This window comes from Pseudomonas reinekei, from assembly GCF_001945365.1.
Lineage (GTDB): Bacteria > Pseudomonadota > Gammaproteobacteria > Pseudomonadales > Pseudomonadaceae > Aquipseudomonas > Aquipseudomonas reinekei.
The window spans coordinates 12,464-32,881 of the sequence record NZ_MSTQ01000032.1 but is presented as its reverse complement, the minus strand read 5'-3'; the positions used below and the strand labels follow the sequence as shown (position 1 = coordinate 32,881).

Annotated in this window: 15 protein-coding genes, 1 rRNA gene and 1 pseudogene; 13 read left to right on the top strand and 4 right to left on the bottom strand. The window is 59.8% G+C overall.

Annotation, left to right across the window (positions count from 1 at the left end; all coding sequences use genetic code 11):
• Positions 1 to 78 precede the first annotated feature (78 nt).
• From rrf to BVK86_RS30365, 8 genes and pseudogenes are all read left to right on the top strand, one after another.
• A 5S ribosomal RNA gene (gene rrf / locus BVK86_RS28440) occupies positions 79 to 194 on the top strand.
• A 153-nt stretch (positions 195 to 347) separates the two neighbouring features.
• A complete protein-coding gene (gene recC, locus BVK86_RS28435) occupies positions 348 to 3,800 on the top strand; it encodes an exodeoxyribonuclease V subunit gamma (RefSeq protein WP_075949548.1) in 3,453 nt (1,150 codons plus the stop codon).
• Positions 3,797 to 7,489 (top strand): exodeoxyribonuclease V subunit beta, encoded by a 3,693-nt coding sequence (recB, locus tag BVK86_RS28430; RefSeq protein ID WP_075949547.1) that lies wholly within the window; start codon positions 3,797 to 3,799, stop codon positions 7,487 to 7,489. The genes recC and recB overlap by 4 nt, the downstream gene beginning before the upstream one ends.
• A complete protein-coding gene (gene recD / locus BVK86_RS28425) occupies positions 7,486 to 9,594 on the top strand; it encodes an exodeoxyribonuclease V subunit alpha (RefSeq protein ID WP_075949546.1) in 2,109 nt (702 codons plus the stop codon). Before recB ends, recD begins: the two co-directional genes overlap by 4 nt.
• A 119-nt stretch (positions 9,595 to 9,713) precedes the next feature.
• On the top strand, positions 9,714 to 10,289 hold the full coding sequence (gene yfiR, locus BVK86_RS28420) for a regulatory sequestration protein YfiR (protein WP_075949545.1): 576 nt from the start codon (positions 9,714 to 9,716) through the stop codon (positions 10,287 to 10,289).
• The gene (gene dgcN, locus BVK86_RS28415) at positions 10,286 to 11,542 is read left to right on the top strand and encodes a diguanylate cyclase DgcN/YfiN (RefSeq protein WP_075949544.1); all 1,257 of its coding nucleotides are present in this window, start codon (positions 10,286 to 10,288) and stop codon (positions 11,540 to 11,542) included. The genes yfiR and dgcN overlap by 4 nt, the downstream gene beginning before the upstream one ends.
• Before the next feature lie 17 nt (positions 11,543 to 11,559).
• Positions 11,560 to 12,060 carry an outer membrane lipoprotein YfiB gene (gene yfiB / locus BVK86_RS28410; RefSeq protein WP_075949543.1) on the top strand — a complete coding sequence of 167 codons (501 nt, stop codon included), beginning with the start codon at positions 11,560 to 11,562 and terminating at the stop codon, positions 12,058 to 12,060.
• Positions 12,061 to 12,194: 134 nt separating this feature from the next.
• Positions 12,195 to 12,296 (top strand): annotated as a pseudogene (locus BVK86_RS30365) (CatB-related O-acetyltransferase); the annotation flags it as partial.
• A gap of 10 nt (positions 12,297 to 12,306) precedes the next feature.
• Here BVK86_RS30365 and BVK86_RS28405 read toward each other — a convergent pair.
• Positions 12,307 to 13,254, bottom strand: a complete 948-nt coding sequence (locus tag BVK86_RS28405; protein ID WP_075949542.1) for a LysR family transcriptional regulator — start codon at positions 13,252 to 13,254, stop codon at positions 12,307 to 12,309.
• Positions 13,255 to 13,403: 149 nt separating this feature from the next.
• Here BVK86_RS28405 and BVK86_RS28400 point away from each other — a divergent pair, with 149 nt between their 5' ends.
• Both BVK86_RS28400 and mmsB read left to right on the top strand, forming a co-directional pair.
• Positions 13,404 to 14,930, top strand: a complete 1,527-nt coding sequence (locus BVK86_RS28400) for a CoA-acylating methylmalonate-semialdehyde dehydrogenase (RefSeq protein ID WP_075949541.1) — start codon at positions 13,404 to 13,406, stop codon at positions 14,928 to 14,930.
• Positions 14,931 to 14,940: 10 nt separating this feature from the next.
• Positions 14,941 to 15,828, top strand: a complete 888-nt coding sequence (mmsB, locus tag BVK86_RS28395) for a 3-hydroxyisobutyrate dehydrogenase (RefSeq protein WP_075949540.1) — start codon at positions 14,941 to 14,943, stop codon at positions 15,826 to 15,828.
• A 222-nt stretch (positions 15,829 to 16,050) separates the two neighbouring features.
• Here mmsB and BVK86_RS28390 read toward each other — a convergent pair whose 3' ends face one another.
• Both BVK86_RS28390 and BVK86_RS28385 read right to left on the bottom strand, forming a co-directional pair.
• The gene (locus tag BVK86_RS28390; protein WP_046038617.1) at positions 16,051 to 16,395 is read right to left on the bottom strand and encodes a cupin domain-containing protein; all 345 of its coding nucleotides are present in this window, start codon (positions 16,393 to 16,395) and stop codon (positions 16,051 to 16,053) included.
• Positions 16,396 to 16,509: 114 nt separating this feature from the next.
• The gene (locus tag BVK86_RS28385; protein ID WP_075949539.1) at positions 16,510 to 17,394 is read right to left on the bottom strand and encodes a LysR substrate-binding domain-containing protein; all 885 of its coding nucleotides are present in this window, start codon (positions 17,392 to 17,394) and stop codon (positions 16,510 to 16,512) included.
• 134 nt (positions 17,395 to 17,528) lie between these two features.
• Here BVK86_RS28385 and BVK86_RS28380 point away from each other — a divergent pair, with 134 nt between their 5' ends.
• Positions 17,529 to 18,293, top strand: a complete 765-nt coding sequence (locus BVK86_RS28380; RefSeq protein ID WP_075949538.1) for a sulfite exporter TauE/SafE family protein — start codon at positions 17,529 to 17,531, stop codon at positions 18,291 to 18,293.
• Here BVK86_RS28380 and BVK86_RS28375 read toward each other — a convergent pair.
• Positions 18,283 to 18,597, bottom strand: a complete 315-nt coding sequence (locus BVK86_RS28375; protein ID WP_075949537.1) for a putative quinol monooxygenase — start codon at positions 18,595 to 18,597, stop codon at positions 18,283 to 18,285. The two genes, BVK86_RS28380 and BVK86_RS28375, sit on opposite strands and share 11 nt — an antisense overlap.
• A gap of 164 nt (positions 18,598 to 18,761) precedes the next feature.
• On the opposite strand from BVK86_RS28375, the gene mdaB reads away from it, so the two are divergent.
• Together mdaB and BVK86_RS28365 are read left to right on the top strand one after the other, a co-directional pair.
• A complete protein-coding gene (gene mdaB / locus BVK86_RS28370) occupies positions 18,762 to 19,352 on the top strand; it encodes an NADPH:quinone oxidoreductase MdaB (RefSeq protein WP_075949536.1) in 591 nt (196 codons plus the stop codon).
• A 91-nt stretch (positions 19,353 to 19,443) separates the two neighbouring features.
• Complete coding sequence (locus tag BVK86_RS28365; RefSeq protein ID WP_075949535.1) at positions 19,444 to 20,355, top strand: LysR family transcriptional regulator; 912 nt, start codon at positions 19,444 to 19,446, stop codon at positions 20,353 to 20,355.
• The last annotated feature ends 63 nt before the right edge of the window (positions 20,356 to 20,418 follow it).

Sequence of the window (20,418 nt, the reverse complement as noted above, 5' to 3'; positions counted from 1 at the left end):
GTATCGTTCACAAAACCGCAAGACTATCGCATACCCAATTTGCTGAAGCGTCGAAAGACGAGTCGGCACACCGAATTTCTTGACGACCATAGAGCATTGGAACCACCTGATCCCATCCCGAACTCAGCAGTGAAACGATGCATCGCCGATGGTAGTGTGGGGTTTCCCCATGTGAGAGTAGGTCATCGTCAAGATTAAATTCCGAAACCCCAATTGCGAAAGCAGTTGGGGTTTTGTTTTGTCCGCAGGAAAGTTCGTACAGCAAAGTTGGACAGGTCTCCGCTGTCAGCATCTCCCGACAATGCTAAGGTTCGGCCCTAGTGTTTGTATTTTCCAAGGAAGCCTTTATGCCGGACGCGACGTCCCTCAGTGCTGGTTTTATGGTGGTTCACGGTAACCGCCTGGACGAGCTACGCAGTCTGGTGGTGAGCTGGATGCGGCGCTACCCGCTGGCTCCCCTGGAAAATGAAATCGCCCTGGTGCAGAGCAACGGCATTGCTCAATGGCTGAAGCTGGCTTTGGCTGAAGACGCTGAAGATGACGACATGGGTGGCTGTGGAATCGCCGCTGCCATCGACGTGCAATTGCCGGGTAGTTTCATGTGGCAGCTGTATCGCATGGTCTTGGGCCGCGACGAAATTCCGGCCAAGTCTCTACTTGATAAAGCCCCGCTGACCTGGCGTCTGATGCGTCTGCTTCCACAGTTGATCAATGAGCCACACTTCGAACCCCTCCAGCGCTTCCTGACCCATGACACTGACCTGCGCAAACGCTATCAGCTAGCCGAACGACTGGCAGATCTGTTCGACCAGTATCAGGTGTATCGCGCCGACTGGCTCGAAGACTGGGCAGAAGGCCGGCACCAGTTACGTAACGCAAGGGGGGAAGCCAAGCCGCTGACTGCGGCCAATTGCTGGCAAGCCGAGTTGTGGCGTGCACTGTTGCTGGATGTGGGTGAAGAGGGTATGGCGCAAAGCCGTGCCGGCGTCCATCAGCGCTTTGTCGAACGCATCAACAGCCTCGATGTAGCACCCACCGGTTTGCCGTCACGGGTAATCGTGTTCGGGATCTCTTCGCTTCCAGCACAAGCCCTGGAGGCGTTGGCGGGACTGGCGCGATTCAGCCAGGTTCTGCTGTGCGTACATAACCCGTGTCGTCACCATTGGGCAGACATCGTCGCCGATAAAGACCTGCTGCGGCATCAATACAAGCGGCAGGCTCGCAAGAATGGAATGCCGGTTGTTCTCGATTCCGAAACGCTTCATCAACATGCCCATCCGCTGTTGGCTGCCTGGGGCAAGCAAGGGCGCGACTACATCAACCTGCTGGACAGCTACGATGACCCCAACAGTTATCGTTCGGCATTTCGCGACGGTCGCATCGATCTGTTCAGCGACAGCCAGCCACTGAACATGCTCAATCAGTTGCAGGATGACATCCTCGAATTACGTCCCCTCAACGAGACTCGCGAACGCTGGGCTGCTATGGATCTTCACGCAGATGAATCCATCCGTTTTCACATAGCTCATAGCGCACAGCGAGAAGTAGAGATACTTCACGATCAATTGCTCGCGCGTTTCAGCGCCGACCCACAATTGCGTCCACGGGATGTCATTGTCATGGTCCCGGATATCGACAGCTATGCGCCGCATATTCGCGCAGTGTTCGGTCAGCTTGACCGGCAAGACCCACGATTCATTCCGTTCACGCTTGCTGATCAGGGCCAGCGTGGGCGTGATCCGCTGCTGATCGCTGTCGAACATTTGCTCAAGCTGCCTGACAGCCGTTTCCCGGTTAGCGAGATCCTTGATCTGCTTGACGTTCCTGCATTGCGCGCCCGTTTTGGTGTCGAGGAGCGCGACCTGCCGACCCTGTATCGTTGGATCGAGGGGGCGGGTATTCGTTGGGGTATGAATGCTGAGCAGCGGGCCGGTCTCGGATTGCCGCAATCCCTGGAGCAGAACAGTTGGCGTTTCGGTCTACGACGAATGTTGCTCGGGTATGCCGTCGGCAGCACCAACGCCTGCGAAGGTATCGAGCCTTATGACGAAATCGGTGGCCTGGATGCTGCGCTCATAGGTCCGTTGGTTGCGCTGCTCGATGCGCTGGAAATTGCACACCGGGAACTGACACTACCGGCATCACCCGAGCAATGGAGCCTACGATTACAGGCGCTGGTGTCCTTGTTTTTTCAGGCCACTAACGAGCACGACGACTACTTGCTGACTCAGCTTGAAGAGTTGCGTGAGGCCTGGCTCGAGAATTGTGAGGCGGTAGCTCTGCAGGACGAACTACCGCTGACGGTCGTGCGTGAAGCCTGGCTTGCGGGTCTCGATCAAGGGCGTTTGTCTCAACGCTTTTTGGCCGGTGCCGTCAACTTCTGCACCTTGATGCCCATGCGAGCGATCCCGTTCAAACTGGTCTGCTTGCTAGGCATGAATGACGGTGATTATCCACGTGCGCAGCCACCGCTGGACTTCGACCTGATGGGCAGTGATTACCGCCCCGGCGATCGCTCGCGACGCGAAGATGACCGCTACTTGCTGCTGGAGGCATTGTTGTCTGCCCGTGATCAGCTTTACATCAGTTGGGTCGGCCGCAGCATTCGCGATAACAGCGAGCGCCCCGCATCAGTATTGATCGGCCAACTACGTGATCACCTCGCGAGCGGTTGGCGGTTGGCCAGGAGCGACGAAGACTTGCTTGAGGCGATCACGCAGGAACACCCTCTACAGCCTTTCAGCGCTCGCTACTTTCATGAAGGCGATGAACTGTTCAGTTACGCCAGTGAGTGGCAGGTGCTGCATCAATTCCCTGAGCAAGCGGCTGATATCGAGAGGCTTGATGTCCATGTGCAGGATGAACCGCTGAGTCTCGGTCAACTGCAGGATTTCCTGCGTAACCCTGTGCGTCATTTCTTCAGCCAGCGGTTGAAGGTGTTCTTTGAATCTGTCGAAGTGCCTTTGGCGGATGAGGAGCCTTTTGTCCTGGACGCGTTGCAGCGATACAGCCTCAGTGACAGCTTGCTTGAAGCGGGGCTGGCGGATCTGGATAACAGCGATCAGGCGCTGGAAGTGCAAGCCAGGCGCCTGCAAAACGGCGGTCTGCTGCCGATGGCGGGATTCGGTGAGTGCCTTCAGCGGGAACTGATCGAACCGTTACCGGATTTGCTGCAGCGCTATCAACAATTGCTGACCTTGTGGCCTACGCGCCTGACCAGTGCACGGCCGGTGAGTCTGGAGTTGCATGCCCTGCGTATCGAAGGCTGGCTCAGCGGTCTGCATCAACGGGCTGATGGTGGTTTGCTGTCCATCACGACAATCCCCAACAGCATTGGGTCGATCAAGTCCCGAAAATGGCATCGCCTGACCCGGCCCTGGGTCAATCATCTGGTCGCCTGCGCAAGTGGCCTGTCGATGACCACCGCGCTGGTGGCCAGTGATGACAGTCTGGTGCTCGCTCCGATGGATGCGGAGTCAGCCCGGGGGATTCTCGGGGACCTTTTGCTGGCCTGGCAATCGGGCATGCGCCAGCCCCTTCCAGTAGCAGTGAAAACAGCCTTTGCCTGGCTGGGTCAGAGTGAGCCAGTCAAAGCCGAAGCGGCTGCCCGCAAGGCCTATGAGGGCGACGGGTTGACCACTGACGGGGAGCGTCGGGAAAGCGTGGCGCTCGCGCGTCAGTTCACTGATTACGAGGCGCTGGTCGCCGACGAGACATTTACGGGTTGGTGCGACGCTCTGTACCGCCCTTTACTTGAGGCGCCTTGGCGTTCCTTGTCCACTGAGGAGGTGCGCTCATGAGTACTCAACCACCTCTTGCCCTTGCGTTCCCGCTGCGTGGCAGTCAGTTGATCGAGGCCAGCGCCGGTACAGGCAAGACGTTCACTATTTCTGCGCTTTACCTGCGCCTGGTTCTTGGCCATGGCGCGGAGTCCAGTGGATTCGGGCGTGAGCTTCTACCTCCGCAAATCCTCGTGGTGACCTTCACCGATGCCGCCACCAAAGAACTGCGAGAGCGTATTCGTACACGGTTGGCTGAGGCCGCCCGGTTTTTCCGTGATGAAACCCCGGCACCTGATGGCCTGATTGCCGAGTTGCGTGACCAGTACCCACCCGAGCAGTGGTCCGGCTGTGCAAATCGCCTGGACATCGCTGCGCAGTGGATGGACGAAGCCGCTGTCTCGACGATTCACAGTTGGTGCCAGCGCATGTTGCGCGAACATGCATTTGACAGTGGCAGTCTGTTTACCCAGACACTGGAAACCGATCACAGCGACCTGTTGGGTGAGGTGTTGCGCGACTACTGGCGATTGTTTTGCTATCCGATGCAGGGCGATGCACTGAACTGGGTACGCAATAACTGGGGGGGGCCAGCCGCGTTGCTACCGCGGGTTCGAGGGTTGTTTACCAGCGAGCGGGGCAACGTTGAGGGCAAGGCGCCTGCCGAATTGATTAGCGAGTGTTTGCAGGAACGGCGGGCCGCGTTGGTCGAGCTCAAGCAGCCTTGGCGTCAGTGGGCTGATGAGCTTCTGGTGATCTGTCACGAAGGGGTTGCCAGCAAAAGTGTCGACGGTCGCAAGATGCAGGCGCGTTACTTCGAACCCTGGTTCGAGAAAATCAAAGCCTGGGCCGAAGACGAAACCCTTGAGCAACTGGACATTGGCACCGGCTTCACGCGGTTGACCCCTGACGGCATGGCGCAGGCCTGGAAGAAAGGTGAGGTTCCCAATCATCCGGGGCTGGACGCCATGCCCGGGTTGAAAGCCAGTCTCGACAACTTGCCGACGCCTGATGCTGCCGTACTGCAACACGCTGCCCATTGGGTTGGCGCGCGGTTCGAGGAGGAAAAACGTCGCCGTGCGGAAATGGGTTTTGACGACATGTTGCTGCGCCTCGATGCGGCGTTGCAATCCGATGGCGGTGAGCGGTTGGCGACCTTGATCCGTGAGCAATTCCCGGTGGCGTTGATTGATGAATTCCAGGACACGGACCCGGTGCAGTACCGGATCTTCGAAAGTATCTACCGCATTGAAGACAACAGTCCCGATAGCGGGTTGTTCCTGATCGGCGATCCGAAGCAGGCGATCTACGCGTTCCGTGGCGCCGATATCTACACCTATCTTCGTGCGCGACAGGCGACCACCGGACGCCTGCATACCCTGGGCACCAACTTCCGCTCCAGTCATGGCATGGTCGGGGCCGTGAACCATGTATTCGAATGTGCCGAGTCGCGCGAATCGGGGCGCGGGGCTTTTCTGTTTCGCGAAAGCAATGGCGAGAACCCGGTGCCGTTCCTGCCGGTGGCATCGCAGGGGCGCAAGGAAGTTCTGCACATCGACGGGCAAACTGTCCCCGCGCTGAATATTTGGCATTTGTCTGCCGAGCAACCGTTGTCCGGTGCTGTTTACCGTCAGCAACTGGCCGCCGCGTGCGCCAGTGAGATCACCGCCTTGCTCAATGGCGGGCAACAAGCTCGTGTGGGCTTCGCGCGGGAAGGCCGTGATTTTGTGGGGCTGATGCCTGCGGACATTGCCATTCTCGTACGCGATGGCAAGGAAGCGCAGGCCGTACGTGCCGAGCTTTCAGCCCGGGGGGTGCGCAGTGTTTATCTGTCGGACAAGGATTCTGTATTCGCCGCGCAGGAAGCGCACGACGTACTGACCTGGCTGAAAGCCTGCGCCGAGCCCGACGTCGAACGACCACTGCGAGCCGCGCTGGCCAGCATCACCCTCAATTTGTCACTGGCAGACCTTGAGCGGTTGAACCAGGACGAACTGGCCTGGGAGTTCCGGGTCATGCAGTTCCGCGGCTATCGCGAGTTGTGGCGCAAGCAGGGCGTGTTGCCGATGCTGCGACGCTTGTTGCATGACTTCCAGCTTCCCCAAACGTTGATCGCCCGCAGCGACGGCGAACGGGTGTTGACCAACCTTTTGCACCTGTCCGAATTGCTGCAACAAGCGGCCGCCGAACTCGACGGTGAGCAGGCCCTGATCCGCCACTTGTCCGAGCATCTGGCGTTGTCCGGTCAAGCCGGCGAAGAGCAGATTCTGCGTCTGGAGAGCGACGAGCAACTGGTCAAGGTCGTGACCATTCACAAGTCCAAGGGGCTTGAGTATCCCCTGGTATTCCTGCCGTTCATTTGCTCGGCAAAACCGGTGGATGGCAGTCGGCTACCGCTGCATTACCACGATGCCGCGGGCAAGGCCCAAGTGACCCTGAGCCCCACGCCAGAGTTGATCGCCCTGGCCGACGAAGAGCGCCTGGCCGAAGATCTGCGCTTGCTGTATGTCGCCCTGACCCGGGCGCAACATGCTTGCTGGCTAGGGGTTACGGATCTCAAGCGCGGCAATAACAATGGCTCGGTGCTGCACCTGTCGGCGCTGGGTTATCTGTTGGGCGGCGGTACGCCTTTGAGCGAGTCGACGGGCGTGAACATTTGGTTGCGTGACCTGCAACAGGGTTGTCCTGCGATCCATTGCCGTGAGATGCCGGACATCACCCACGAGCATTACCATCCGCCACTGAACACCGCGGCATTGCTCGCCCCCTTGATCCCACTGCGCAAGGCCAGCGAGAATTGGTGGATCGCCTCCTACAGCGCCTTGCGCATCAGCGATATTCTGAGCATGGGGACGGACGAAGCGCCAGAGAGTCCGCAAGCGCAGAAGCTGTTTGACGACGAGCGCCTCGACCCACAAGCGTCCCGAGAGATGGCTGCTGGCGGTGCCGATATTCATCGATTCCCCCGTGGCCCGAACCCGGGCACTTTTCTTCATGGCCTGCTCGAGTGGGCGGGTGATGAAGGTTTTGCGGCCTCGCCACAAGCCGTGGAGGATGCGATTGCCCGTCGTTGCAATCGCCGTGGTTGGGAAGGCTGGATTACCACGCTGAGTGACTGGCTGGTGCATCTGCTCAAATCGCCGCTGCCCGTGGGGGCCGGGCAAGCGCCGGTGATTTTCGGGCAGTTGACCCAGTATCAGGTCGAGATGGAGTTCTGGTTCGCCAGCCACAAGGTCGATGTACTCAAACTCGACGCGCTGGTGCGTCAGTTCACGCACAACGGCGTGGCCCGGGTGGCAGCAGAGCCTGTGCTGCTCAATGGCATGTTCAAGGGTTTTATCGACCTGACGTTCGAGCACGATGGCCGCTACTACGTCGCCGACTACAAATCCAACTGGCTCGGGGCTGACGACCAGGCCTATACCGATCAGGCCATGGAGCAGTCGATTCTCGACAACCGCTACGACCTGCAATACGTGCTGTACCTGTTGGCCCTGCATCGTCAACTCAAGGCCCGGCTGGCGGATTACGATTACGATCGACATGTCGGCGGTGCGTTGTACCTTTTCCTTCGGGGGACGCGAGCACCCAGCCAGGGCGTTTATTTCGCCCGCCCGCCCAGGGAGTTGATCGAGCGACTGGACCGGATGTTCCAGGGTAAGCCGGAACCCAGGACGGAACCCGCGTGGGAACAGGGAGTATTGCTATGAGCCGCACCTTCGCCGATTTGCTGCCCGCTTCATTGGCGGCGGACAGTCTGGCTAACCTTGCCCCCTTGAGTTGCGCGGACGACCTGTTGCTGCTGCTGACGCGTTGGGTCGAGCGTGGCTGGTTGCGAGCCCTGGACAAAGCCTTCGTGGCATTTCTTCATGAGCTGGCACCGGATGATGACCCTTTGGTGCTGCTGGCTGCTGCGTTGACCAGCCACCAATTGGGGCACGGGCATGTATGCCTGGACTTGTTCGAGACACTCAAGGCGCCTGACTTTGCCCTGTCACTGCCACCGGAGGGTGATCTGCAAAGTGGTGTGATGTTGCTGCCTTCGCAGTTGCTGGAAGCTCTGGATGGCGCCCATTGGTGCAAGGTTCTGGCGGCGAGCCGTCTGGTTGCATTGGCGGCTGACGAGCGAGAGATCGTGCAGACACGACCTTTGGTGTTATCGGGCAAGCGTCTGTATCTGCGCCGCTACTGGGCCTATGAGCGACGTATCGACAACGCGTTGCGTGAGCGCCTGGCAACACGCGAAGCCGTTGCGGATGACTTGATTGAGCGCCTCACCGGTTTGTTCGGCCCGGCCCGACCGGGTGAGCTGATCGACTGGCAAAAACTCGCTTGTGCCCTCGCCACTCGCAGCGCTTTCAGTATCGTCACCGGTGGTCCGGGAACCGGCAAGACCACGACGGTCGTGCGCTTGCTGGCGTTGCTCCAGGCGCCAGCTGTTGAGGCTGGCACGCCATTGCGCATTCGTCTCGCCGCGCCGACTGGCAAAGCCGCAGCGCGACTGACGGAGTCCATCAGCCAGCAAGTCCGAACGCTGAAAGTCGCCGACGCCATCCGCGATAAAATTCCATCCGATGTCACCACGGTTCACCGTCTGCTCGGCAGTCGTCCGGGGACGCGCCATTTCCGGCACCACACCGGCAATCGGTTACCGCTGGATGTGTTGGTGGTGGACGAAGCGTCAATGATTGACCTGGAAATGATGGCCAATCTGCTGGATGCATTGCCGGCTCATGCTCGTCTGGTGCTACTGGGGGACAAGGACCAGTTGGCGTCAGTGGAGGCCGGTGCGGTGCTCGGCGACCTGTGTCGTGATGCCGAGGCCGGCTGGTACAGCCCGCACACACGCCAATGGCTGGAGGCGGTCAGTGGTGAAAGCCTGCAGGCCAGCGGCTTGCAGGAAGACACCCTGGGTACGCATCCACTCGCCCAGCAAGTGGTGATGCTGCGTCACTCGCGGCGATTCGGCGAGGGCAGCGGCATTGGCCAGTTGGCCCGCTGGGTGAACCAGCAGCAACCTGAAGAAGCTCGCAAGCTGCTGGCGGTGCGAAGCCATGACGATGTCTTCAGCCTGTCTCTCAAGAATGAACAGGACAGGGCGCTGGAACGCTTGTTGCTCGAGGGCCATGGTGAGGGCGCGCAAGGCTACAGACACTATCTGAACCTGCTGCGCAATCAGCGGCCGGCGCTTGATAGTCCTTATGATGATCCGGGTTGGACGGACTGGGCTCGACAGGTCCTGCAAGCCTTCGACGCCTTTCAGTTGTTGTGCGCTGTTCGCAAAGGGCCTTGGGGGGTGGAGGGGTTAAATCAGCGAGTTACCGATGCACTGCTTAAGGCGCGTTTGATCGACAGTGACCAGCAATGGTACGAAGGTCGGCCAGTGCTGATGACCCGTAATGATTACGGCCTGGGATTGATGAACGGTGACATCGGCATTGCACTCAAGCTACCCGAGCGTGAGGGGCCGCAAGCAGGTCGGCAGGTTCTCCGCGTGGCGTTTCCGCGTAACGACGGGCAGGGCGGTGTGCGTTTTGTTCTGCCGAGCCGGCTCAATGATGTTGAAACCGTTTATGCCATGACCGTGCACAAATCCCAGGGATCGGAATTTACCCACACGGCGTTGATTCTTCCCGATGCGCTGAACCCGGTGCTGACCAAGGAACTGATCTATACCGGCATCACCCGGGCCAAGGACTGGTTCACCTTGATAGAGCCGCGCGCCGGAGTGTTTGAAGAGGCGGTGAGACGCAAGGTCGAGCGCTTGAGCGGGCTGATGCTGGAACTGAAAGAAGGCAGCGATACGACGGATTGAAAGCGGCGACGCGAGGTGACGCAAACTGTCCGACGTGCCGTAGTGCCTGGCCTCGCTGGCGTTTCGCCGCTATGCTATCGTTGCGGCATCATCTGGTAACGATCGAAGAGTATCCCTGCATGAAGGTGGGCGTCCGGGCGACAGAACGTATCGCTGGCTGCAAACAAGCACTGCTCGCCGGACTTCTCAGCTTGCTGTCTGCTGCCGCTTTCGCTCAGCCGCAAACCCCGTCGAGCATGGCTGACCAGCGTGCCGGGTCAGTGACGCAGGTGGTGCTCGGGATTCTCAGTTATGCCCGTTGGCCTGTTGAGCCCGCGCAACTGCGCCTCTGTGTCGTTGGCCCCACTGAATACACCGACGACCTGGTAAAAGGCACGACCCAGGCGACCGGTCGGCCTGTGACGGTGCAGCGGCTGTTGGCCGACAACCCGTCCATCGCGGGTGAGTGCAATGCGGTGTACATCGGCAAACTGACCAGCGACGAACGCAGTCGGCTGTTCGCCTCACTCACAGGGCGCCCGGTATTGAGCATCAGTGAAAGCGATGATCAGTGCACCGTGGGTAGCCTTTTCTGTTTGCGAGTCACCGACGATCAAGTGTCCTTCGAGGTCAACCTCGACTCGGTTGCCCGCAGCGGTGTGCGGATTCATCCGAGCGTGCTGCAATTGTCCAGACGCAAGCCGGCGGCAACATGAGCCTGTTCAAACGGGGTACTCGCCCGACCTTGCGCTCGGTCATCGGTCGCGGTCATTTGACCGTTGCGCTGGTGGGCGTGGCCATGGCCAGTGTGTCGCTGACGCTGCTGGGGGTTCTGGCCTTGCGGGTGTATGCCGATCACAACCTGCATCTGATCGCACGCTCGATCAATTACACCGTGGAAGCTGCAGTGGTGTTCAACGACAAATCCGCCGCGACCGAGGCATTGGCGCTGATCGCCTCCACCGAAGAGGTCGCCGATGCCCAGGTTCTGGACGCTCACGGGCAATTGCTGGCGCGGTGGCAGCGACCGGAAACCGGGCTACTGTCCGATCTCGAAATGCAGTTGGCCAAGGCTATTCTGGAGAAGCCGATCAACATGCCGATCGTTCACCAAGGCCATGAGATCGGCAGCATTGTGCTCATCGGGCATGGCGGCAGTCTGATGCGCTTTTTGCTCAGCGGTCTGGTGGGGATTGTCTTATGCACTGCCATCAGTGCGTGGGTTGCGCTCTATCTGGCGCGTCGGCAACTTCGCGGGATCACTGGCCCGCTGCGCAGCCTGGCGTCTGTGGCGCACGCAGTTCGCAGCGAGCGGGCTTTCGATCGGCGCGTGCCGGCCGCCGCCATTGCCGAACTCGATAACCTCGGCAGCGACTTCAATGCCCTGCTCGATGAACTCGAGTCCTGGCAGACCCACCTGCAAAACGAGAACGAAACCCTGGCCCACCAGGCCAGTCATGACAGCCTCACAGGGTTGCCGAACCGGGCGTTTTTCGAAGGGCGCCTGATGCGCGCGTTGCGCAATGCCAACAAGCTCAACGAGCGCGTCGCCGTGCTGTTTCTCGACAGCGACCGGTTCAAGGCCATCAACGATAACTTCGGCCATGCCGCTGGCGATGCGGTGTTGGTGGCGGTGGCCAAGCGAGTACGGGCGCAATTGCGCGAAGAGGACCTGGTGGCGCGTTTGGGCGGTGATGAATTTGCGGTATTGCTAACGCCACTTCACAGAACCGAAGACGCGAAGAGGATTGCCGACAAAATCATTGCCAGCATGGACGCACCCATTGTGTTGCCAGGCGATCACCAGACGATGACCTCACTCAGCATCGGTATCGCCGTGTACCCCGAACATGGCGTGACCCCGGGCACGTTGCTCAATGCAGCGGACGAAGCGATGTACCAAGCCAAGCGCCTTGCCCGAGGCGCACAGCATACGGCGGGGTCGGAGCACCCTGTCGCCGACGTTTAACTCAGGAGCTTATTTCCGTGTCTTCTTTCATCCGATCCTTTCGACTTTTCACCATCACGCTGGTTCTTGTCGTATTGACCCTGACCGGTTGCCAGACCGCACCGCAAAAGGGCCTGACCCCGGCGCAAATTGCGTTATTGAAACAGCAGGGTTTCGAGTTGACCGATGAGGGCTGGGCATTTGGTCTGTCGGGCAAGGTACTGTTCGGCAGTGATGTCGACAGCCTGAATGCGCAGAGTTCCCAGATTGTCGAGCGCATTGGCAAGTCGTTATTGGGGGTAGGGATTGAACGCGTAAGAGTCGATGGTCACACGGATGCGTCGGGTAAAGAGGCCTACAACGAACAGCTTTCCCTGCGTCGCGCCAAAAGTGTCGGCAGCGTTCTGGCCGCCGCCGGCATGAAACAGGAAAACATCCAGTTGCGCGGTCTTGGCAGCCGCCAGCCCGTGGCATCGAACAACACTGCCACCGGTCGCACCGAAAACCGCAGGGTTTCGATTGTGGTCAGTGCCGATTAATGCGTTAGCAATATTGTCTGCCATGACGGCGAAGTGACGTCGCTCGGTGCCAAAATCACGTTGGTGCTTGAGGTAAACGTCTCTCTCGGGAATGTGGTCATCGATGCCAAAAAAACTGAGCATGGGTACTCACGGATGCCGCTTTACCTGAGTTGATGGACGCGCGTAGCGACCCTCTGGCGAGTGACAAGCAACTGGAAGTCAGCCGCAAAGGTTGTCGAGTACTGGCCGCCTGATCTCGACGGGCTAGTCGTTGAACCGCAACGCCCTCGTTTCGCCCAACAGCAACGGGCGATTCAGCTCCGTCACCTCCCTGATGTAATCCCACAACAGGGTGATCCGCTTGAGCTTGCGCAGGTCTTCGCGGCAGTACATCCAGAACTGCCGGGTGATGTTGATCTCCTGCGGCAATACCGGCAGCAAGCGCGGATCCTGGGCGGCGAGGAAGCACGGCAGGATCGCCAGTGATCGGCCCTGTTGCGCCGCGACGAATTGCGCAATCACGCTGGTGCTGCGCAAGTTGGCGCTGGCGCCGGGGAGCACGTTGGCCAGGTACAGCAGTTCGGAGCTGAACGCCAAGTCGTCGACGTAGCTGATAAAAGAGTGCTTGGCCAGATCGGCCGGACGGCGGATCGCCGGGTGTTTATCCAGGTATTCCTGCGTGGCGTACAGCTGCAGCCGATAGTCGCAGAGTTTGCAGCAGACGTAGGGGCCATGCTCTGGACGCTCCAGGGCGATGACGATATCGGCTTCGCGCTTGGACAGGCTGATGAAGTGCGGCAGCGGCAGGATGTCGACCGAGATCGCCGGGTAAGTGTCGACGAAATGGCTCAACTGCGGCGTGATGAAGAAACTGCCGAAGCCTTCGGTGCAGCCCATGCGCACATGCCCGGACAGCGCCACTCCGGACCCTGAAACCTGTTCGCAGGCCATGTGCAGCGTGCTTTCGATCGACTCGGCATAGCCGAGCAAGCGCTGGCCTTCAGCGGTCAGGACGAAGCCACTGGTCCGGGATTTCTCGAACAGCAAAGTCCCCAATGACGCTTCCAGCGAACTGATGCGCCGCGACACAGTGGTGTAGTCGACAGCCAGGCGCTTGGCCGCGGTACTGGCCTTGCGGGTCCGGGCCACTTCAAGGAAAAACTTGAGGTCATCCCAGTTCAGCGAGCCTAAAGACGTGATGTTTTTTTGCATGATGGACCGGCTTTTATGTGCGTTCTTATTAGAAGTTTGCACATCTATACTCCAAAAACAGCCCGACAACCAATTCGCGGCACACGCCTCATCGCAAGGCGACTTTCTCGCCTTGGCTCTCTAGATAACAACAAGTCCAGGAGACCCGCATGAACGCATCGCTCACGCCCAACGACACCACCGTACAAAAGGTCAAATTGTTGATCGACGGCGAGTGGGTCGAGTCCCAATCCACCGAGTGGCACGACATCGTCAACCCGGCGACCCAGCAAGTCCTGGCCAAGGTGCCGTTTGCCACCGCTGAAGAAGTCGACGCTGCCATCGGCGCCGCCCAACGTGCCTTTCAGACCTGGAAGCTGACGCCGATCGGTGCGCGGATGCGCATCATGCTCAAACTCCAGGCATTGATTCGCGAGCACTCCAAGCGCATCGCCGTGGTGCTGAGCGCCGAGCAGGGCAAAACCATTGCTGACGCGGAAGGCGATATTTTCCGTGGCCTGGAAGTGGTCGAGCACGCCTGCTCCATCGGCAGCCTGCAAATGGGCGAGTTCGCTGAAAACGTGGCGGGCGGCGTCGATACCTACACGCTGCGTCAACCCATCGGCGTGTGTGCTGGCATCACTCCGTTCAACTTCCCGGCGATGATTCCGCTGTGGATGTTCCCGATGGCCATCGCCTGCGGCAACACCTTTGTACTCAAGCCGTCCGAACAGGATCCGATGTCGACCATGCTGCTGGTGGAGCTGGCAATCGAAGCCGGGGTTCCGGCGGGCGTGCTCAACGTGGTGCACGGCGGCAAAGACGTGGTGGATGCGCTCTGCACTCACAAAGACATCAAGGCCGTTTCCTTCGTCGGATCGACCGCGGTCGGTACGCACGTTTACGACCTGGCCGGTAAGCACGGCAAGCGCGTGCAATCGATGATGGGCGCCAAGAACCACGCCGTGGTGCTGCCGGACGCCAATCGCGAACAAGCGCTGAATGCGCTGGTGGGCGCCGGTTTCGGTGCTGCCGGTCAACGTTGCATGGCCACCTCGGTGGTGGTGCTGGTGGGGGCGGCCAAACAATGGCTGCCTGACCTCAAGGCGCTGGCGCAGAAGCTCAAGGTCAACGCGGGCAATGAGCCAGGCACCGACGTCGGTCCGGTGATTTCGAAAAAAGCCAAGGCACGGATTCTCGACCTGATCGAGAGCGGCATCAAGGAAGGCGCGAAGCTGGAGCTGGACGGTCGTGAAATCACGGTGGCGGGTTACGAGCAGGGCAATTTTGTCGGCCCGACCCTGTTCTCCGGCGTGACCACCGACATGCAGATCTACACCCAGGAAATCTTCGGCCCGGTGCTGGTGGTGCTGGAAGTGAACACCCTCGATGAGGCCATTGCGCTGGTCAACGCCAACCCGTTCGGCAACGGCACGGGCCTGTTCACCCAGAGTGGTGCGGCGGCGCGTAAATTCCAGACTGAAATCGACGTCGGCCAGGTCGGTATCAACATCCCGATTCCGGTGCCGGTGCCGTTCTTCAGCTTTACCGGTTCGCGTGGCTCCAAGCTTGGCGACCTCGGTCCGTATGGCAAGCAAGTGGTGCAGTTCTACACTCAGACCAAGACGGTCACCAGTCGTTGGTTCGATGACGACAGCGTCAACGACGGTGTGAACACCACGATCAATTTGCGTTGAGGAGCCGGACATGAAAATCGCTTTTATCGGTCTCGGCAACATGGGCGCGCCGATGGCGCGCAACCTGATCAAGGCCGGCCACGCGCTGCGCCTGGTTGACCTGAATAAAGCCGTTCTGGCAGAACTGGAGCAACTGGGTGGCAGCATCAGTGCCTCGGCCCGCGAAGCGGCTGACGGGGCAGAGCTGGTGATCACCATGCTGCCGGCGGCTGTGCATGTACGCAGCGTGTGGTTGGGTGAAGACGGCGTGCTGGCCGGGATCGGCAAAGGTGTGCCGGCCGTGGATTGCAGCACCATCGATCCGCAGACCGCGCGAGACGTGGCCGCCGCAGCTGCCAGGCAAGGCGTGGCCATGGCCGATGCGCCGGTTTCCGGCGGCACCGGCGGTGCGGCGGCAGGGACACTGACCTTCATGGTCGGTGCCACTGCGGAGCTGTTCGCCACCCTGCAACCGGTACTCGCGCAGATGGGCCGCAACATCGTCCATTGTGGTGAGGTCGGCACGGGGCAAATCGCTAAAATCTGTAACAACCTGCTGTTGGGGATTTCCATGGTCGGCGTCAGCGAAGCCATGGCGCTTGGCGATGCATTGGGCATCGACACCCACGTGCTGGCGGGCATCATCAACAGCTCCACCGGCCGTTGCTGGAGTTCGGAGATGTACAACCCGTGGCCCGGCGTCGTCGAGACGGCGCCTGCGTCACGCGGCTATACCGGCGGTTTCGGTGCCGAGCTGATGCTCAAGGATTTGGGGCTGGCGACGGAAGCGGCGCGACAGGCACATCAACCGGTGGTGCTTGGCGCGGTGGCCCAGCAGTTGTATCAGGCGATGAGTTTGCGTGGGGAAGGAGGTCATGACTTCTCGGCGATCATCAACAGCTATCGCAAACCATCGTAGGCGTTTGTCTCGAGCAGGCTTTTGTGGCGAGGGAGCTTGCTCCCGCGGGTTCGCGAAGCGGACCCAAAACTGGCGAATGCGGTGGTTCAGTTTTAGCACATTGGCTGATTTACGACTGCTACGCAGTCGAGCGGGAGCAAGCTCCCTCGCCACAGGGATGCGCATTTTCTCTCAATACATTTACCGGGAGATCACGTCGGGTGATCTCCCGGTTTTTTTGTATCAGGCAAACACGAAATATTTGCGCACGGTTTCCACCACTTCCCACGTGCCTTTCATCCCGGGCTCGACGACGAAAATGTCACCGGCGCGCAGGTGGATCGGCGCCATGCCTTCCGGGGTGATGATGCAGTAGCCTTCCTGAAAATGGCAGTACTCCCACTTCACGTACTCGACGTACCACTTGCCCGGCGTACAGATCCAGGTGCCCATGATCTTGCTGCCGTCTTCGCTGGTGTAGGCGTTGAGGTTGACGGTATGCGGGTCGCCTTCGAGCTTTTCCCATTTGCAGGCGTCGAGCACGGGCAGCGGGTGAGTGTCGCGAAGAACGGTAATCGGTGCGGTCATGATGACTCCGGGCAGTGGGTACTGGAACTGAAGTCGCACCCTATAGCGCCCGTCCGTTGTTCAGTTGTCTGTGCTCGACACTGAGCTGCCCAGAAACGCACCGTTCTCAACGACTCAGGGGCGCGTCAATGCGTGCAGCAGTGACTTGGCATAGCCGGGGAGCGCGGCGAAGTCCCGGGCGCAAAGCAGCAGTTTGCGCTGGCCCCAGGGTTCCTGCAGGGCGAGGCTTTTGAAGGGCAGCCCGGGTGATCTGCGCTCGACGGCCGCCAGCGGCACGATTGCCAGGCCCGCGCCATGGGCAACCATGCGCATCACGCCATCGAAACCATCGGCGCGGATGCGGATTAGCATGCGTGAGCCCGCGTGCAACGCCTGTTCCTCAAGGTACACCGCCAGCGCGCTATTGACGTTCAGGCCGACGTAGTCGTGATGCAACGTGTCGGCGAAGCTCACTGAGGTCGCGTGAGCCAGGGGATGGTCGTGGGGCATGATCAGCATCAACGGATCATCGCAAAACACCTGGGTCTGCAAGTCAGTGGTATCCACCGCGTCGGAGACAATGCCGAGGTCCGCCGCGCCTTGGCGTAGCGCGTGGGTGATACGGGCGCTGGGTAGTTCCTGCAGGTCGATATCGAGATTGGGGTGTTCGCGCAGGAAGTCGGCGAGCAACTCCGGCAGGTACTCGGTGATGGCCGTGGTGTTGCAAAGCAGTCGAACCTGGCCTTTGACGCCGTTGGCGTATTCGGCCAGGTCCTGTTTCAGGCGTTCGGCCTGTTGCAGCAGGACGCGGGCGTGTTGGGCGAGGGCCTTGCCGGCAGGCGTCGGCGTGACGCCGCGACGGCCGCGTTGCAGGAAGTCTGTGCCCAGTGACGCTTCCATCGCGCGGATTCGTGCGCTCGCGGCTGCCAGGGACAGATGGCTGCGCGCGGCGCCGGCGGTGATATTGCCGCTGTCGAGGATGTTCAGGTAGAGGCGCAGGTCGGTCAAGTCGAAGTGCATCGTCAGCCCATTTATAAGTGTCGTCTGGGAAGGCGTCATTAGCCACAACGAATATACCAGCCTCTGGGTAGACAAGAGGCTCACTCAGTATATGGCAGATTTTCAACCGTCCAATCCGGGCTCACCATAGCCCCATGAATACGCTCGCCACGTTCTACCAAAACCTTGGTCTGGCCCTCTCGTTGCTGGTCGTCGCCACCTTCCTGCTGGCCGGCATGATCAAAGGGGTGATCGGTCTCGGCCTGCCGACCGTGGCCATGGGCCTGCTCGGTCTGGCTATGGCTCCGTCGCAGGCTGCGGCGCTGTTGATCATCCCGGCGACCCTGACCAACGTCTGGCAATTGGCATTCGGCGGGCATCTGTCGGCGCTGGTCAGACGGTTGTGGCCGATGTTGGTGGCGATTTTTCTTGGCGCCGGTGCGGGCACGTTATGGATCGGCATGACCGGCGGGCACTGGGTGGTGCGAGGATTGGGGGCGGCGCTGATGTTCTATGCCTTGAACGGTTTGTTTCTGCCGACGCTGCAAGTGGGCCGTCGCAGCGAGCGCTGGCTCGGCCCGCTTTGCGGCGTGATCACCGGCGTCATCACCTCGGCGACCGGCGTGTTCGTGATTCCGGCAGTGCCTTACTTGCAGGCACTTGGGTTGAGCAAGGATGAACTGGTGCAGGCGTTGGGGCTTTCGTTCACCGTCTCGACCCTCGCCCTGGCCGGCGGGCTGCTATGGCGCGGGGCTCTGGGTGGGGGCGAGTTGAGTGCGTCGATGCTGGCGCTGATCCCGGCGGTGCTCGGCATGTTGCTCGGGCAATGGCTGCGCCAGCGGATCAGTGCCACAGTGTTCAAACGCGTATTTTTCGTGGGCCTCGGAGTGCTCGGTGGCCATTTGTTGATCAGCGGCTAGCGGACGACGGGCTGATCATCTCGATGGCGCGGATCTCGAAGTCACGCTCCAGGTACTCATCGCGCTGTTCGAGAAATTGCTTCATGTGCGGCAGATTCGAGTGCACGTCGAGGTGGGCCTGGGATTGCCAGATTTCGTAGAAGATAAACAGCGTCGGGTCCTGTTTGTCGCGCAGCATGTGGTACTCGATGCAGCCAGGCTCGGCGCGACTGGCTTCTACGTAGCTGCTGAAAAAAGCTTCGAAGGCATCGGATTTTTCCGGGCGGGTCTTGGCGTGCAGGATGAAACCTTGCAGATCACTCATCAAAAAAAGCTCCTCGGGTCAGAAACGGCGTTAGTCTAAGGCAATAATTGCGTTGTGATTCGTGCGTTTGGGTCAAATGTATTTTGCCAGTTGGATGCTTATTTCGCGCGAAGCAGATCAGTATTCTGCCGCCATCCAATTCCTGACCTTCCCGAGAGCCCCTCATGAAAAAAGTTCTGTTACTCAATGGCGGCAAAAAATTTGCCCACTCCGATGGCCGTTACAACACCACCCTGCATGAAGCCGCGTTGAGCGTGCTGGACCGTGGTGGCATGGACGTGAAAACCACGTTCATCGACGAGGGCTACGACGTGGCTGAAGAAGTGGCCAAGTTCCTTTGGGCCGACGTGATTATTTACCAGATGCCCGGCTGGTGGATGGGCGCGCCATGGACCGTGAAGAAGTACATCGACGAAGTGTTTACCGAAGGTCATGGCAGCCTGTACGCCAGCGACGGCCGCACCCGTTCCGATGCTTCGCAAAAGTACGGCAGCGGCGGTTTGGTTCACGGCAAGCAGTACATGCTGTCGCTGACCTGGAACGCCCCTCAGCAAGCCTTCGACGACCCGACCGACTTCTTCGAGGGAAAAGGCGTGGACGCGGTGTACTTCCCGTTTCACAAGGCTAACGAGTTCCTGGGCATGACCGGTTTGCCAACCTTTCTGAGTGTGGACGTGATGAAACGCCCGAACATCGAAGGTGATGTGGCGCGTTATGAGCGGCATTTGGCTGAGGTGTTTGGCCTGAAGGCCTGAGGCTCCGCTACTATCGAAGTCTGAAGCCGGTGCTGACCTGTGGCGAAGGAGCATCGACAACGGTGTGCAGGACTATCGATAAGGAACACTCGTGAAAGCCAGATCCGATGAGTTGCAGATTTTCGTCTGCGTGATTGAGTGCGGATCGATTTCCGCGGCGGCCGAGCAGGTCGGGCAAACGCCGTCGGCGGTCAGCCGTACGTTGTCGCGGCTGGAGGCCAAGCTCGAGACAACCTTGATCAATCGCACCACGCGGCGCATGGATCTGACCGAAGAGGGCAAGTATTTCTTCGAGCACGCCAAGCTGATTCTCGATCAGATGGACGAGCTCGAGGAGCGCTTGACCTCGCGCCAGCAAACGCCGTCCGGGCGCCTGCGCATCAACGCCGCCTCACCGTTCATGCTGCACGCCATCGTGCCGTACATCGATGAGTTTCGACGGCTCTACCCCGACATCCAGCTTGAGCTCAACAGCAACGACCTGATCATCGATTTGCTGGAGCAAAGTACCGACATTGCCATCCGCATCGGCACACTGGCCGACTCGACCTTGCATGCCCGTTCGCTGGGATGCAGTCCGTTGCACATCGTCGCCAGCCCGGCTTACCTGGAAAAACACGGCACACCGACCGCCGTGACCGATCTGTCCGGACACACGTTGCTGGGCTTTACCCAGAACGAAGGCCTCAACCAATGGCCGCTGCGTTATGTGCACGGTGATCGCTGGCCGATCCAGGCGTCGCTCAGTGCTTCCAGTGGCGAAACCATCCGTCATCTGGCGCTGCAAGGGCAGGGCATCGCCAGCCTGTCGCACTACATGACCATCGAAGACATTCGCGCCGGACGATTGAAGGTGCTGCTGGCGGAATTCAACAGCGGTTATCGCCAGCCGATCAACGCCGTGTACTACCGTAACTCGCAACTGGCCTTGCGGATTCAGTGCTTTCTGGACTTTATCCAGAGCAAATTGGCGCTGTACGCCACCGACGTTTTTGACGAGTGATTCGTGATTACTGCGCAAGAGTGAATTGGTTCAGCGGGGATTTTTCGTCAAGGATAGCGGCTT